Origin of the sequence: Wolbachia endosymbiont of Tribolium confusum (assembly GCF_020405475.1) — a bacterium.
Lineage (GTDB): Bacteria > Pseudomonadota > Alphaproteobacteria > Rickettsiales > Anaplasmataceae > Wolbachia.
In genome coordinates, this window is the sequence record NZ_JAIZNT010000008.1 from 17,950 (window position 1) to 33,408 (window position 15,459).

The 15,459-nt window shown below is 35.7% G+C and carries 14 protein-coding genes and 1 tRNA gene; 11 read left to right on the forward strand and 4 right to left on the reverse strand.

Annotation, left to right across the window (positions count from 1 at the left end):
* Positions 1-21 precede the first annotated feature (21 nt).
* The 7 genes from LEM02_RS05435 (at position 22) to LEM02_RS05465 (ending at position 5,961) form a co-directional block, all read left to right on the forward strand.
* Positions 22-104: transfer RNA gene (locus LEM02_RS05435), tRNA-Leu, on the forward strand.
* A 22-nt stretch (positions 105-126) separates the two neighbouring features.
* On the forward strand, positions 127-729 hold the full coding sequence (locus LEM02_RS05440; protein ID WP_226080400.1) for an RDD family protein: 603 nt from the start codon (positions 127-129) through the stop codon (positions 727-729).
* A gap of 86 nt (positions 730-815) precedes the next feature.
* The gene (locus LEM02_RS05445; protein ID WP_226080402.1) at positions 816-1,265 is read left to right on the forward strand and encodes a hypothetical protein; all 450 of its coding nucleotides are present in this window, start codon (positions 816-818) and stop codon (positions 1,263-1,265) included.
* Positions 1,222-2,958 (forward strand): lipase family protein, encoded by a 1,737-nt coding sequence (locus LEM02_RS05450; protein WP_226080404.1) that lies wholly within the window; start codon positions 1,222-1,224, stop codon positions 2,956-2,958. Before LEM02_RS05445 ends, LEM02_RS05450 begins: the two co-directional genes overlap by 44 nt.
* A gap of 37 nt (positions 2,959-2,995) precedes the next feature.
* Positions 2,996-3,250 carry a TomO hydrophobic C-terminal domain-containing protein gene (locus tag LEM02_RS05455; protein ID WP_226080406.1) on the forward strand — a complete coding sequence of 85 codons (255 nt, stop codon included), beginning with the start codon at positions 2,996-2,998 and terminating at the stop codon, positions 3,248-3,250.
* Positions 3,251-3,366: 116 nt separating this feature from the next.
* A complete protein-coding gene (locus LEM02_RS05460) occupies positions 3,367-4,692 on the forward strand; it encodes a dihydroorotase (protein WP_226080408.1) in 1,326 nt (441 codons plus the stop codon).
* A gap of 84 nt (positions 4,693-4,776) precedes the next feature.
* On the forward strand, positions 4,777-5,961 hold the full coding sequence (locus LEM02_RS05465) for a ribonuclease D (RefSeq protein ID WP_226080410.1): 1,185 nt from the start codon (positions 4,777-4,779) through the stop codon (positions 5,959-5,961).
* Here the strand turns inward: LEM02_RS05465 and coaE are convergent.
* Positions 5,951-6,529, reverse strand: a complete 579-nt coding sequence (coaE, locus tag LEM02_RS05470) for a dephospho-CoA kinase (protein WP_226080412.1) — start codon at positions 6,527-6,529, stop codon at positions 5,951-5,953. The genes LEM02_RS05465 and coaE overlap by 11 nt on opposite strands.
* Positions 6,530-6,664: 135 nt before the next feature.
* Here coaE and LEM02_RS05475 point away from each other — a divergent pair, with 135 nt between their 5' ends.
* The 3 genes from LEM02_RS05475 to metG all read left to right on the forward strand — a co-directional run bounded on the left by LEM02_RS05475 (position 6,665) and on the right by metG (position 10,708).
* A complete protein-coding gene (locus LEM02_RS05475) occupies positions 6,665-8,068 on the forward strand; it encodes an NAD(P)H-dependent flavin oxidoreductase (RefSeq protein WP_226080420.1) in 1,404 nt (467 codons plus the stop codon).
* 81 nt (positions 8,069-8,149) lie between these two features.
* Positions 8,150-9,046, forward strand: coding sequence for a hypothetical protein (locus LEM02_RS05480; protein WP_226080421.1), 897 nt, complete (start codon positions 8,150-8,152; stop codon positions 9,044-9,046).
* A 132-nt stretch (positions 9,047-9,178) separates the two neighbouring features.
* Positions 9,179-10,708 (forward strand): methionine--tRNA ligase, encoded by a 1,530-nt coding sequence (metG, locus tag LEM02_RS05485; protein WP_226080423.1) that lies wholly within the window; start codon positions 9,179-9,181, stop codon positions 10,706-10,708.
* Here metG and LEM02_RS05490 read toward each other — a convergent pair.
* The 3 genes from LEM02_RS05490 to LEM02_RS05500 all read right to left on the reverse strand — a co-directional run bounded on the left by LEM02_RS05490 (position 10,705) and on the right by LEM02_RS05500 (position 12,675).
* A complete protein-coding gene (locus LEM02_RS05490) occupies positions 10,705-11,496 on the reverse strand; it encodes a hypothetical protein (protein ID WP_226080425.1) in 792 nt (263 codons plus the stop codon). The genes metG and LEM02_RS05490 overlap by 4 nt on opposite strands.
* A 150-nt stretch (positions 11,497-11,646) precedes the next feature.
* On the reverse strand, positions 11,647-12,021 hold the full coding sequence (locus tag LEM02_RS05495) for a hypothetical protein (RefSeq protein WP_226080427.1): 375 nt from the start codon (positions 12,019-12,021) through the stop codon (positions 11,647-11,649).
* A 246-nt stretch (positions 12,022-12,267) separates the two neighbouring features.
* Positions 12,268-12,675, reverse strand: a complete 408-nt coding sequence (locus LEM02_RS05500) for a hypothetical protein (RefSeq protein WP_226080428.1) — start codon at positions 12,673-12,675, stop codon at positions 12,268-12,270.
* A gap of 220 nt (positions 12,676-12,895) precedes the next feature.
* On the opposite strand from LEM02_RS05500, the gene clpB reads away from it, so the two are divergent.
* A complete protein-coding gene (gene clpB, locus LEM02_RS05505) occupies positions 12,896-15,457 on the forward strand; it encodes an ATP-dependent chaperone ClpB (RefSeq protein WP_226080430.1) in 2,562 nt (853 codons plus the stop codon).
* Positions 15,458-15,459 lie beyond the last annotated feature (2 nt).

Sequence of the window (15,459 nt, forward strand, 5' to 3'; positions counted from 1 at the left end):
TTGCTTATAGTATTAAAATAGGCCCCTGTGGTGGAATGGTAGACACGGCAGACTCAAAATCTGTTGCTTGCAAAAGCATGCTGGTTCAAGTCCGGCCAGGGGCACTCAAATATTGGAAAATGCTTTATGTTACACAAGTTTTCTGATCGCTTGTTTTCTATTTTTTCTTCTATAAATGCTATTCAAAAGATAAAGAAAGATGAAAATGGAATATGCTACGTAACAGGACTTAGGCGCTATTTGTCAGTGCTGCTTGATTTAATTATCATCGTTTTGTTCTTGCAGCTTTGCGGCCAAGCCTTAAGCCAACTCTTCATGAGCTCAGAGAGCAGTAAAATATTAGGCCAAATTGCCGCAAAATATCAAATGCAGGTGCCACTATCTGCAGAGGAAACAGCAATGCAGAGTAAACTAATCAAGTTACTAGTTCTAAATCAGATAGTTCAATTTATTATGCTTTTTAGTTATGTAGCATATATGTGGATAAGATTTGGCGCTACACCTGGAAAGTTATTACTTGGACTCAGAGTTGTAAATGCACAAACTTTTGAAAAATTGACTCTAAAACAAGCAATAAAGAGGTTTTTTTCCTTTATATTGTCAACTGCACCACTATTCTTAGGTTTCATATGGGCAAGCTTCGACAAACGTTGCCAAACTTGGCACGATAAGATTGCAGACACAGTGGTTGTCACAAATAAAAGCCTTAAGCGTGATAAAGTAAATTAAGAAAATTTTATTAAGTAAACGAATAATTTGACTAATTAACTAACTAATGATATACTAAGTTAATTAAGCTTGTAGTGGTAAGGAATATGCCAAGTATCATTTATGATCAAAATACGGACTCTCTTAGCGATAGCATGGTAAATATTGGTTATGGTGAAATAAAAGCAGGACTAATAGAAGCACTCGAGAGTAGAAAAAATCAGCATCAAGAAGATCTTGAAAAATTAAACTCAGCTCTAAATCAAAGAGATTATAGTGATCTAATTGAAATATGGAACAAGTTAGATTCAGATGATGAGTTAAGTGATGCTTCTACCCTTGCTGACTTGATAGCAGGAAAAATTGCAGGATTTGATAGAGAACAATTGTTAGAAATGCTTGATTTTAGTAAGATTTCCTATGGTGATAGAGATAGGAAGCTAAACAAAGATGGATACAAAACTAAAAGGCAGCTTGCAGAGGAAGGCTATCGAATTATACAATTTTTTGAAGATGAACGTACTGAAAATCAGTATTGCCCCAGACGAAGATTATAAGCTAGAACAACGCAACTACGGTTATGATTTGATATGTAGCAATTCATGGAATCGAGATGCTGGTTATGTTTTTATTAAAGATAGGGAAGTAACTATAGCTTATCATGGCACTCGTGATGGGAGTGATTTTAAGACAGATCTTTATGCATATTTAACTAAGTTGCCATTTTCACCTGAAGGTGATAGTGTTCATTCTGGTTTCTACTCCTTATTCAAACGCTCTTGGCCCAGTGTACATAAGATATTAAAAGGATATGCTAATGATCAAGGGGTAAAAATCAAAGGTTTGAAAATCAATGTTACAGGTCATAGCATGGGAGGTGCTCTTGCTAGTATAGCTGCTTTATGTCTTAATAAAACAGAAAATGCTGAAAATGTTCATGTTGCAACTTTTGGCTCCCCAAGAGTTTTCTACAAAGATGCTGCTAAAGTTTATAATGATGGGTGTCTTGGAAATAAAACTATTAGGGTAGCTTGTAGATCAGATAACATACCTTGTTTACCTCCTGGCGGTGGTCATGAGTATTATAAACATGTAGGTCAAGCATTAAAACTAGGAGTGAATGAAACTACATTTATTCCGGATGTAACGCTGCACTATCATAGATTGAACACCTACCGCAGTCTCATTAAGGATATCAAACAAGAAAACTTTAAATCAGACAATGTTTCATCTTGGTGGCGTTATCTTGCTTATCCTTTTGGTAAACTGTCATCTAATATTCCTGTAAAAATTTCTGAAGATAGTGACAAAGAATTCTTCAAAAAAGTCGAAGAAGAAAATGAAGACATAAAGCTTTCTGAAATATCAAAAGAATGTTCTCCAAGTTTAGAAGAGGAACTTAAACAAAAAGATCAAGAAGTATCTCATCTTAAAGAAAAGTTAAGTAGTATACAACAAAGCTTAAATGAAAAAACTGAGGAACTTAAGAATACACAAGCTCAATTAGAACAGGAGCGTAAAGGTGCAAGTGAAAAGTTAACACAAGAACAACAGAAGATTAGTCAACTTAATGATCAAGTAGAGAAACTTGCTGCAGAATTTAAAGGGACAAAAAATCAGCTTGCAGAAAAGAAAGCAGAGTTGGATGGACAGACTAAAAAAGTAACTAAGCTTAATGATACTATAAAGGAACTTAAGGAAACAAATGCTGAATTAGAAAGAAAGAATAGTAATCTGGCTAATCGACTGGAGAAACTTGAGGAAGCAAAAACTAAGCTAGAAGAGAAGGCAGAATTTGCAGAAGAAGAGCTGGTGGATGCTCAAACTCAACTTAAAGAGAGTGAGAGAGGGCTAGATGTTGCAAAGGAAAATATTTTACAATTGGAAAGAAACCTAAAACAAGTACAGCAAAACCTAGCTAAAGAAACTAGCAAAACTACACAACTTAGTAAGGAGTCTAGTAAAATAAAAGCTCAGCTTGAAGAGAAGAAAAAAGAGATTGGAAAGCTAAAAGGTGAGGTAGCTCAACTGACTACACAAAAGACTCAACTGGAAGGGCAGCTGAATTATGCAAGGCAAGGTCTAACTGATAAAACTGATGAAGTAACTCAATTAACACAGGTTGTTGATACGCTAAATAATCAGATAGCTCAACTAACTGTACAAAATACTCAATTAGAAGGACAATTGATTAATGCAAGGCAAGACTTCACTAACCAAATTGACGAAGTAACTCAAAAAGGTTGCTGATACACTAAATAATAATGAAGGGCTAAATGATAAAAATTTGGGAATAAATACTTATAGCAAAAAGCAAGGTAATTACGCCTCTGTTTCTTTTGTATTATCTGGAGCATCTGCTGTTGGTGCAAGTCTAACAATGCTTCATTTAGCGATATGTGTTTCACTTATTATAGCTGCATCAACTTTTCTTGCAGTAGGATGTTACTGTTCTTATAAGGCAAATACCGCGCTTAATAATATTGAAGTTAGTCAAATCGGGAATGATTCTCTGTCATTCTGTAGTTTAGTTGTAGAGTAGCTGCTTGAGTATTAATTTAAATATTCTTCATTGCTAGCTATTGTACCATCACTTTAATTTGGTTGTGTTTTACTAAAAAAACTTTAGATTTATTTTGTAATTGATACTTAAATATAATGACACAATCTTGGAATTCATTGCAGAAAGGCCAAAAGGAAGGCTATAAAATAGCGTATACCAATGCTCGTATTATTGATCCGGAAACTAAACTTGATATAAAAGGTTCATTATTGACTGAAGGGGATAAAATTGTTGATTTTGGTGAATCGTTATTTTCGACAAGTGGAGTTGATGAAACAATAGACTGTGAAGGACTTGTTCTAATGCCAGGCCTTATTGACATTCACGTGCATTTTCGTGAACCAGGTCAAGAGCATAAAGAAACTATACATACAGGCAGCAAATCTGCAGCTGCAGGAGGCGTTACAACTGTAGTTTGCCAGCCAAACACTGTTCCAGCGATTGATAATGTTGTCTTAGCTAAGTATTTGAAATATAGAGCATTTGAAACTTCGCATGTGAATGTGGAATTTTACGCTAAAATCACCACTTCGGAAGAAAAATTAACTGAAATGGTGCTTTTAAAGGAAGCAGGTGCAGTTGGGTTCACTGATGATGGTATGCCAGTTATGAATCCAATGATTATGAGACAGGCACTGCTTTATTCAAGTATGTTTGGTGTTCCTATTGCTCAACATGCAGAAGATTTAAATCTATCTGCTGGTGGCGCAATTAATGAGGGTAAGATTTCTGAAGAATTGGGAGTAAAGGGAATCTTGAGTGCATCGGAATCTGTTATAGTAACTCGTGATATACTACTAATGAAGGACATAGAAAATGTACACTACCATATTTTACATGTATCTTCAAAAGATTCACTTGATGCTATTAAACGTGCAAAAGATTTGGGATTAAATGTTACATGTGAAGTAACTCCTCATCACTTTACTTTAACTGAAGATATAGTAAAGCAACATGGAGCAATCGCAAAAATGAATCCGCCGCTTCGCACTGAAGAGGATCGTTTAGCTATGATTGAAGGTTTAAAGACAGGTGTGATTGATTGTATTGCAACCGATCATGCTCCGCATGATCTTAGTTCTAAAGATTTGCCACTTGAAAATGCTGCATTTGGTATTGTTGGCCTTGAAACAATGCTGCCCATTTCACTTGAACTATATCACAGTGGACAAATGAGTCTACTTGATGTGCTTGCAAAATTGACATATAAGCCTGCAGATATCATACATGTGCCACGTGGCCGCATACAGAAAAACCTTGCCGCGGACTTAATTTTAGTTGATTTGAATCATGAATGGGAAATTAAAGTTGATAACTTTGCTAGTAAATCAAAGAATTCTCCTTTCGATGGACGCAAAGTGAAAGGGCGCGTAATACGTACCGTTGTGTCTGGCAAAACTGTATATTTACAGAAGAATTAGTTATCATACAGTTGCGTTCTCAATTTCAATCAATTGTAAATATTCAATATAAGTGGTAAAATATAGCCACTGAATAAAAAATATATGCTAATTAGTACGACATCGGAGCTGGAGAATGCATGTGAAGAATTGATGGCAAAAGATCCAAAATTTATAGCAGTGGACACAGAGTTCATTAGAAACAATTTAACCTACTATCCTAGATTATCACTAATTCAAATTTCTTACGGAGAGAAGAGTTTTATTGTAGATGTGTTAGTACCGGAAATTGACTTATCGCTTATTAAGAAAATAATGCTGAATCGAGAAATAACCAAAGTTTTTCATAGTTGTCGGCAAGACATAGAATCCTTACTCACCGTGCTTAAATGTATTCCTACTCCCATTTTTGATACCCAAGTTGCTGCTATGTTTTGTCATTATTATCACGACTTTATTGGTTATTCAAAAGTAGTAGAGCAATATCAGGGAGTAGCGCTGGATAAAATTAAAGCTAAAAATTCAGACTGGTTAAAACGGCCATTATCTGAGGATCAATTAGATTATGCAGTAAATGACGTGATACACCTATATGACCTACACCAAATATTGTGCAATAAACTTGAAGAAAATAATAGGATGGGTTGGTTTCAAGAAGAGATGGAATCAGTGGCCGATATAAATAAGTATTTGCATAGTCCAAAAGATGCATGGAAAAGGATTAAATTTAACTATGAAGCAAATCCAAGGTTGATGTTAACTGTTAAAGCAGTTAGTGAGTGGCAAGAGACCTTAGCACAGCGTTACAATATAAATCGTAATAAGGTAGTCAATAATGCCGTAATAACTGGTTTAATTGAAAAAAACGTGGAACATATTGATGACATTTTAGATAACCTCAAGAGAAACACAAAAAATATAAAAGAGGAAGATTTATTAGAATTTATAGATATTTTTAATGAGAATGAGAAGGAATTTGTGCAGCAAAATTATACTCTGTCAGATAATTATGATAAATCTGTATTTGATATACTCTCGATTATTTTGGAGAGCAAATGTAAGGAAAATAACATATCAAGAAAGTTAATTTCATCAAAAGATGAGTTAGCTGGCTCAATATCTGGGCAGATAGATAAACTATTCAAGGGATGGAGATATGATTTTTTCGGCAGATCAGTAGAATCGTTTTTGAATGCAGGCTCAAGGTTTGAAATTTTAATGGTAAAATCTGCTGATAGTATAGCTAAAATTCGGAGTAATCTTGTGGAGAATAACCGTATCACGTGTTGAGGTCTAACGAGTTTATTATATCTTTCACTTGAGAAAGAACATTTGCGCTGGTATCGATGATAAAGTCGCTCATTTGCTTTTTTTCTTCAATAGGTAGCTGAATACTAGACATTAGATCCAGCTTTTTTTTACCCATATTACGCTCACTGATCCTTTGAGCTTGTACAGCGCTATCTGCATGGATAAAGACAATAAAATCGCAATATAAACGGAATCTAGTTTCCAGCAGGAGTGGAATGTCTAGAACTAGAAACTTTCCGTTGTTTTCTTTCTCCTGAGCAATAAAAATTTCCAATTCATTTCGCACAGCGGAATGCACTAAAGACTGAAATTGCTTCCAATTTTCATCATAAGCTAAAAAACATTTAGATAATACTGTTCTATCTATTTTTCCATTTACTATCACCCCAGGAAATTTTTCTTCTGCGTAACTTATTATGTTTTTGTTTACTTTATAGAGCTGGTGCACGACAGAGTCGGCATCAAACACAACGGCACCAAATTCTTTAAAGCAATTGGCTACAGAGCTCTTTCCAACTGCAATCCCACCTGTTAAACCTATGATCATATAGCAAATTTCTTATAAAACTATATTTATAGCATCTCCTATGCCTATTTAAAACTGAATGCATAGGTATAAAAAAGAAAAGCTATTATTTTTTTAGTAATTAAGTAAAATAGAGTGAAAGATTAAGAGGAAATTTTGAAAAATAAGATAAAAAAGATAGTGATTTCAGGAAAAGAAGTGTGGCCGATTATCGAAGGTGGCAAAGGCATTGCAATTAGTGACGGAAGATCAAGTGGAGCATTCGCTGCAGCAGATGCTGTTGGTACGTTTTCTGGTGCAAATGCTAAACTTATCGATGACAATGGCGAGCTGGTACCACTAATTTATAAAGGTAAAACAAGGAATGAAAAGCACGAAGAGCTAATTAAGTATAGTATTGAGGCTGGAGTTAGTCAAGCAAAAATAGCGAATGAAATATCAAAGGGTCGTGGAAGAATACATATGAACGTGCTTTGGGAAATGGGAGCAGCAGAACAAGTCCTTCATGGCATATTAGAAAAAGCAAAAGGCTTAGTTCATGGCATCACTTGCGGTGCTGGTATGCCTTACAGGCTTGGAGAAATTGCAGCTAAATATCAAGTTTATTACTACCCTATTATCTCATCGGCGCGCGCTTTTAAAGCGTTGTGGAAACGTGCTTACCAAAAAATATCTTCTTTTTTACTTGGTGGAGTAGTATATGAGGATCCGTGGCTTGCTGGTGGTCACAATGGGCTCAGTAATAGTGAAGACCCAGAATTACCGCAGGCTCCATTTGAAAGAGTTGCAGAGCTTAAATCTTTCATGAATGAAGTCGGTCTTGCTGAAACGCCAATTGTTATGGCGGGGGGAGTGTGGAATTTGAAGGATTGGGCACATTGGTTTGACAATTTACAAATCGGACCAATAGCTTTTCAGTTTGGCACTCGTCCACTTTTAACAAAAGAAAGTCCGATTTCTACGGAGTGGAAAAAGAGATTACTCACTTTAGAAGAAGGTGACGTATTTTTAAACAAATTTAGTCCAACAGGATTCTACTCATCTGCAGTAAGAAATAGCTTCATACATGAGCTACAGGAACGAAATTCACGTCAAATAAAATTTTCAGAAAGTGCGAGTGGAGAGTTTAATAATGAATTTGCAATAGGTAGCAGAGGTAGAAAGATTTACCTCACTGCAAAAGACAAAGAGCTAGCAAATGCATGGATTAAAGCAGGGTATATAGAGGTAATGAAAACTCCAGATGCAACTGTTATTTTTGTGACACCAGGCAAATTTGCGGAGATAAGACGAGATCAAATTAATTGCATGGGATGTTTGAGTCACTGCTTATTTAGCAATTGGAAAGATCATGGTAACCATTCAACAGGGCGAAAACCAGATCCACGAAGCTTCTGTATACAAAAGACACTGCAAAACATTATACATGACGGTGATATTGAAAATGAACTTATGTTTTCTGGACACAATGTTTACAGATTTAAGCAAGACCCATTTTATGAGAATGGCTACGTACCGACAGTAAAAGAACTGGTGGAAAGGATATTAACTGGGTATTAGGTTATGGTTGAATTGACAAGTAAACTTTACTTTGTTATAATAAATGTTTATTAATTTAATCTTAATTTAGGGGGAACTTTTATGCGTGATAGTGTTTTAGAAAGGTATGCACTTGCCTATATAAAAGAAAATGGCAATGACAAGAATGTTCAAAGATTTTTACAATCTCTTAGTTTGCAAGATGTCATTAAATGGAGTGATGGAAATTTTGAAAATAAGTATGAGAAATTTACACGTAGCATTCCAACTCGTAGGCACAGTATAGGAGGTGATAGTAGGCAACAACCTACAAGCCCTCAGGTTACACACATACATGTACACAATAATAGAGGTTTAGATTTTTGGGATTATTTTCTACTTCGTAGCCTGTTTAGTGGTAATACTGGTCATACTACAGTTATAAATAACCTTGGTTCCGGTAGCAGTAACCAGCCAAGCAGAGAAGATAAGAAAAAAGACGCAGAAGACAACAGGAAATTATTAGCTTTAGGGATAGTAGCTGTAGTTGCGTGTGTTGCTTTCCATGCTTTAATGTGTGTTTGGTACAATAGCAGCGAAAAAACGGCTAGAAAATCAGAAAAGGTAGATTACCTGGATAATAAACTTAAAATGTTCAGAAATATAGAATTTGCAGTTGGTGCAATTTCTTTAGCAGCTTTGATAGGTTGCGCTATTAACCCAGTCTTACCAGTTTGGGGTTTAGTCATTCTTGGCATTAATTCTCTTGTGTGTCTTGCTGGTGGTGTGGCTTTTCATATGAAGCATGAGAAAGAGTCAGAAAATATTGAGAAAGCTAAAGAGGCGGTAGTTAACTATCATAAATCAGGACCTGGATATGGTTTGGGAGATTCTTTTCATCGTGAGGCACCACCTCCTTACGATTTTAATACTGCTCCAACTGCTCCTCCTAAAAGTGAGTTTAGCAATCCTTATCAAGAACAGCATGTTGGAGGTTATGGACAACAATATAGTAGCTAGAGCATAAGTTACTAATGTAGGATACCGCTGCAAAACGCAGCGGTATAATGGCTTTTCAGATTGCTTGTACGATAGGATATGTATTGATTTTTATTACTAGTGCGGATACGATAAAGCTTTAAGCACTACAAAATGGAGCAATTTGAGAGCTTTTACATTACTACGCCAATATATTATGTAAACGACAAGCCACATATCGGCCACGCATATACTTCCCTTATCTGTGATGTTACAGCTAGATTTATGAAATTAGCTGGAAAGAACGTCAAATTTACTACTGGTACGGATGAACATGGACAGAAAATTGAAAAAGCGGCTAAGGTAAAGGGAATAGAGCCAAAAGAATTTACAGATGAAATAAGTGTTACATTCAAAAAATTAGCTGAGCTAATGAACTTTGATTATGATGATTTTATTCGCACCACAGAAGAGCGTCATGAAAAAGCAGTTATAGCTCTATGGAATAGACTTGAAGAGAGAGGACAAATATATCTTGATTCTTACTCAGGTTGGTATTCAGTTCGTGATGAAGCATTTTATCAGGAATCGGAGTTGATAGATGGCAGAGCACCAACGGGCGCTGAAGTTCAGTGGATAAAAGAAGAGAGCTACTTTTTTCGTTTATCAAATTGGCAAAATAAATTACTAGAGTTATACGAAAATCAGCCGAATTTCATCTTTCCTGAGAGCAGAAAAAACGAGGTGGTATCGTTTGTAAAATCAGGACTTACTGACCTTTCGATTTCTCGTACTAGTTTTAATTGGGGAATAAAAGTACCAGGGAATGACAAGCACGTAATTTATGTTTGGATAGATGCGCTCACTAACTATCTCACATCAATAGGCTTTCCTAATATAGAAGATGAGGAATATAAGAAATTTTGGACAAACTCTTTTAACGTTCATGTAATCGGTAAAGACATATTGCGTTTTCACGCTGTATACTGGCCAGCTATTCTTCTTGCAGCCGATTTATCACTGCCAAAGCAAGTTGCAGTTCACGGCTGGTGGCTAAATGAAGGAGAAAAAATATCCAAGTCTCTTGGTAATACCATAGATCCAATTGATCTTGCAGAAGAGTTTAGTGTTGATCAACTACGCTACTTTCTCCTTCGGGAGGCAAGTTTCGGTCAAGATGGTAATTTCAGTAAGAAGAACATGATCAGCCGAATAAATTCAGAATTGGCAAATAACATAGGCAATTTAGTGCAAAGAACAATTTCATTTTTGCACAAACAATGCTCTGGAGTTGTACCAACAATTGATCGAAATTTGCTTCAAGATGATAAGAGTCTACCAGATTGCAAAGCCATACTTGATCAAGTAATGGATCATCTATCAAAGTATGAATTTGACCAGATTATACTTCTGATTATCAATATCTCTTCCAAGGCCAATGCTTATATAGATAAAAGTGCACCCTGGACATTGAGCAAAACCGATAGAGAACGCATGAATTTAGTGATTTATAAATTACTCGAATATATCAGAATAATTGGCACTTTATTGCAGCCAATTGTTCCCAGATCAGCAGAAGCGATACTAGATCAATTGCAAATTCCAAAAGAACAACGTGATTTACAATCTCTGTGCAATGCGTGCGTAAGCTTAGGTGTTACATTACCTAAACCTACGCCGATTTTTTTGAGGATTGATGCCTAGAGAACTCTTGGTAAACCATTAGAGTAGGCTGAAGGAGGGGCTTCTCTGGTTAGCCTTTCTAATTCAACAGAATCAAAAAAAGTCCCTGGGCGTTTTGATGTGTTTATAACATTATCTACTTTAGGGTAAAATAAATTATCAAGGATACCACCATCTATAATTTTCTCCAGGTCTTCTGATTTATGCGAATCCTTATGCCATTTAGACTCAGAATTGTTATCGTTCTTCTTTGCACCATTAAAAAGACTGTTCCATGGATTACGAAGAACAGAGAATATTCTACTCATCACGCTCTGAGAAGCATCTTTATGATTTGTGCTATCTTCTGCAGGTATAACATACTTATCTTCATACCACTTGTTAGCATCAGTTAATTTCTTGGTTGCCTCATCAACCTTATTTTGCACAATCTGTTGATAAGTCGGGTTAGGATAAGTAAGTGGTAAGTTTGAGCTTAAGGTATGATTCCCTACACTATTAGCAGGCTGCATGAGACTGTTATTAGTAACACCAAATCCTCCATTGGCAGCAACATATGCTGCTGCTAATCCTGCTAATTTTACTGTTTTTACGCTGGGAATCAGATTACTTACTGAGCTAGTTGATGGTAGAACATCATTAACACTTTTCAAATCATTTCCAACACTGCTAAGCACCTCTTTTGTATACTTAACTGATGTACCATAAGCATTATTGAATGTTTCTGTTACTGAATCAGCTGATGGCAAATTTTTATAAGTATATTTGCTACAATGTAAAGCACCATTAACTACCCCTTTTGCAAGCAAAGCAGCGCCATTAACTGTTCCTCTTGCAATTTGAATAGTGCCATTGGCAATTACTACTTTTAATGCATCTTCTGCAATCTTTTTATCTTTTATTGCGATAAGTTCTGTTTTCTTAGCAAGCTCAGTATTTTTACCTTCTATCTCTCTTTTTTACTCAGCAATCACTTGCCCTAAATTTGTTACTTCATCTTTTAACGTGGAATTTTCTCGTTCTTTTTCAGCTAATTGATCCCTCAAGTTAGCAATCTCAGTGCCTTCACCCTCTATTTTTCTTTCTTGATTAGCCAGTTGAATATCTTTTTCAGAAATGGTTTTGTTTTTACTAATTACTGCAGCTGAAAGTGCAATAATTAGAGCAGAAAATACAGCAATAATAAATGGAAGGCCAACACTTAATGCTGCAACTGGAGCTAAGAAACTGACATAAGGAGCTGCAGCAAACACTCCTGATGCTAACAAAGTTGCTATAGCTAAAGTACCACTAACAAGATAAGGCGCATTGGCCTTATTAAACATATTTTTCATTATATACCTCACTAAAATTATTATCTAGTGTAGCATAAAATAAAAAACTATGTTAGTCCTATTTGAAAGTAAAGGTAACAACAGACCACTAAAAGCTACAAATCTATGTAGTCTTTAAATTCGCTCCTACTGGGACCTGAACCTAATCCACTACAACATATCGGAAAACATTATCTCTATTTTTTCTGGTTACACACTGAATTTTTTCTCAGCATAATGATTATGCTATTGCTTTTTATCTTGGTTTTACTCAACTAAAGCTAAGTTATTAGAAATTACCTGATTTATTTGAGCGTTAGCAATATGAGTATCTTGTTGTCTACATTGAGTATAATACATAATAGCTGCAGTTCCAACAGCAGCTCCAACACAAGCAGCTCCAGCAATTAAGGCAATTTGATTAAAGCTCTCGTTATAACCTGTGTTAAAGCCTTCACTGTAGCCTTTTTTATAGCCCTCCATATAACCATCTTGATAACTTTTTTGTTGTGCAAAAAAACCATAAGCGTATGTAAACAATACTCCTCCTGCAGCGTAAAATATACCCTGTATTCCAGGTTTGATTATGTCTGGAACAAGCCTAACGCCATTCTTTATTTCTTGTACTATAGAAATTGTTGTTAAGTTCTTTATGTTAAAATCATTGATATTCATTGCTCTTTTATAAAAAAAATTAAGCTATATGCTTTATATCTTAACATTAATTTAGTTTTAAAACAAATTAATATTTTAATATAAATTTTCTCTTTTGTAGAGAATCTGCTTTTTCTTGTTTTGTATGAACTTAGAAAATTTTTATTGATGAATGACTTTAAGTTTAAAATTGAGAAAGTAGTTGTTATATATACCAGCAAGTATGAGTTAAATTTGTATTATGGACTTGAATAAATTTACCGAAAAAGCAAAAAGCTTAATTCAGAGCGCTCAAATGAAAGCATTGGGAGCTGGGCATCAGATTTTTATGCCTGAACATTTACTCAAAGTAATGCTTGAAGATGAGTCAGGTTTAGTTCAGGATTTGATAGGCGCTTGTGGTGGAAATGTTCAGAATATTTCTGATGCTGTAGATAGTGCAATTAAAAAGTTTCCAGTGGTTGGAGGACCAGGTAGTGGTGGACTTCAGCTTTCAAGAGAGGTAGCAAAAGTTTTTGATGATTCAATTGGTATTGCGAGGAGAAATAAAGACACATTTGTTACTGTTGAGCGGTTACTGCAGGGCCTTGCTGCACAAAAAGATGAAATTGTAGGTAAAATTTTAGCAGAAGGTGGTGTAACACCGCAAAAATTAAATTCAGTTATTGCAGAAATGAGAAAAGGTGGCAGTGCAGACTCTCCAAATAGCGAGGAAAAATTAAATGCGGCAAAGAGGTATACAAAAGATATTACAGAGCTTGCTATGCAAGGTAAGCTTGATCCTGTAATTGGTCGTGATGAGGAAATCAGAAGAACTATGCAGGTATCGTTGAGGCGAACAAAAAATAATCCAGTACTGATAGGTGAACCTGGTGTTGGAAAAACTGCAATAGTTGAAGGTTTAGCAAACAGAATTGTTGCAAATGATGTACCACTTGGTTTGCGTGATGCAAAAGTTTTAGCTTTGGATCTTGGTGCGTTAATTGCTGGAACAAAATTCAGAGGAGAATTTGAAGAAAGGCTAAAAGCAGTGATCAATGATATTTCAAAAGCAGAGGGGAAAGTTATCTTATTTATAGATGAGCTTCATACTTTAGTTGGAGCAGGGGCAACAAGTGGTGCAATGGATGCTTCAAATCTACTGAAACCTGCTCTTGCACGCGGAGAAATTCGCTGTATAGGAGCTACAACTTTAGATGAGTATCGTCAGCATATAGAGAAAGACCCTGCGCTTGCGAGGCGTTTCCAGCCTGTGTTTATTTCTCAACCCACTGAAACTGATACTATTTCAATACTGAGGGGCTTGAAGGAAAGGTATGAGGTACATCATGGTATTAGGATTACAGATAGTGCAATAATCGCTGCTGCAACGCTTTCTAATAGATATATAACAGATAGATTTTTACCTGATAAAGCGATCGATTTAATTGATGAAGCAGCAAGTAGGGTTAGAATTGAAATGGACAGCAAGCCTGAGGTTGTTGATGAGCTTGAAAGAAAGATTATACAGCTGAAAATTGAGTCAGAGGCTTTGAAAAAAGAAAGTGATGAAAACTCTAGGCAACGTTTAAAAAAGATAAATGAGGAAATTGAGAGTCTAAACAGTAAATTTGCTGACTTAAGCAGTAAATGGCAGATGGAAAAGAATAAAATAGCTAAAATACAAGAAACTGCTGAAAAATTGGATAACGCGAGGAAAGAGCTAGAGTTGGCTCAGCGCAATGGAAATTTAGGAAGGGCAGGGGAGTTGATGTATGGTGTGATTCCTCAACTTGAAAATGAGTTAAAAAATCAGGAAAAAGTTACTGATAGTTTCCTAAAGAAAGAAGTTACTGAGAGTGATATTGCAAATATTGTTTCGAAATGGACAGGCATTCCTGTTGATAGCATGATGCACAGTGAAAAAGAAAAACTTCTTAACATGGAGAATGAAATAGGGAAAAGAGTAATAGGACAGAAAGATGCAATTGAAGCGATAAGTAATGCAGTAAGGCGCTCCCGTTCTGGTGTTCAGGATACTAATCGACCTTTTGGTTCATTCTTATTTTTAGGTCCAACTGGAGTTGGGAAAACGGAGTTGGCAAAATCCCTTGCCGAATTTTTATTTGATGACCAAGGAGCACTTCTGCGCTTTGATATGTCAGAGTATATGGAAAAACACTCCGTTTCAAAACTGATTGGTGCACCTCCAGGGTATGTTGGCTATGAACAAGGTGGAAGATTAACTGAGGCAGTGAGGAGAAGACCATATCAGGTAATTTTGTTTGATGAGATAGAAAAGGCAAATCCAGATATATTTAATATATTACTGCAGATTTTGGATGAAGGTAGACTCACCGATAGCCATGGCAAATTAATTGATTTTCGCAATACCATACTGATTTTAACTTCTAACCTTGGCGCTGAGATGATGCTCAGAGGAACTGCTGAATCTGTAAAAGATGAGGTGATGAAAATAGTTAAGTTAGCGTTTCGTCCAGAATTTTTAAATAGACTGGATGAAATTATTATATTCCACGGTTTAACCAAAGATGACATTTATAAAATTATAGATGTTCAATTCTCTTATTTACAAAAGATGCTTGCTAAGCGTAAACTGAGTATTAGTTTATCGCAAGAAGCTAAGGAGCTAATAGCACAAACTGGCTATGACCCTGAATATGGAGCGAGGCCTCTGAAAAGGGTAATACAAGAATGCATTCAAAATAATCTAGCTAAGTTAGTTTTATCGGGGGAAGTAGTAGAAGGAGATGAGCTAATAGTGTATACTTCTGGTAACGAAATCTTAGTTAAAAAGATCTAGAT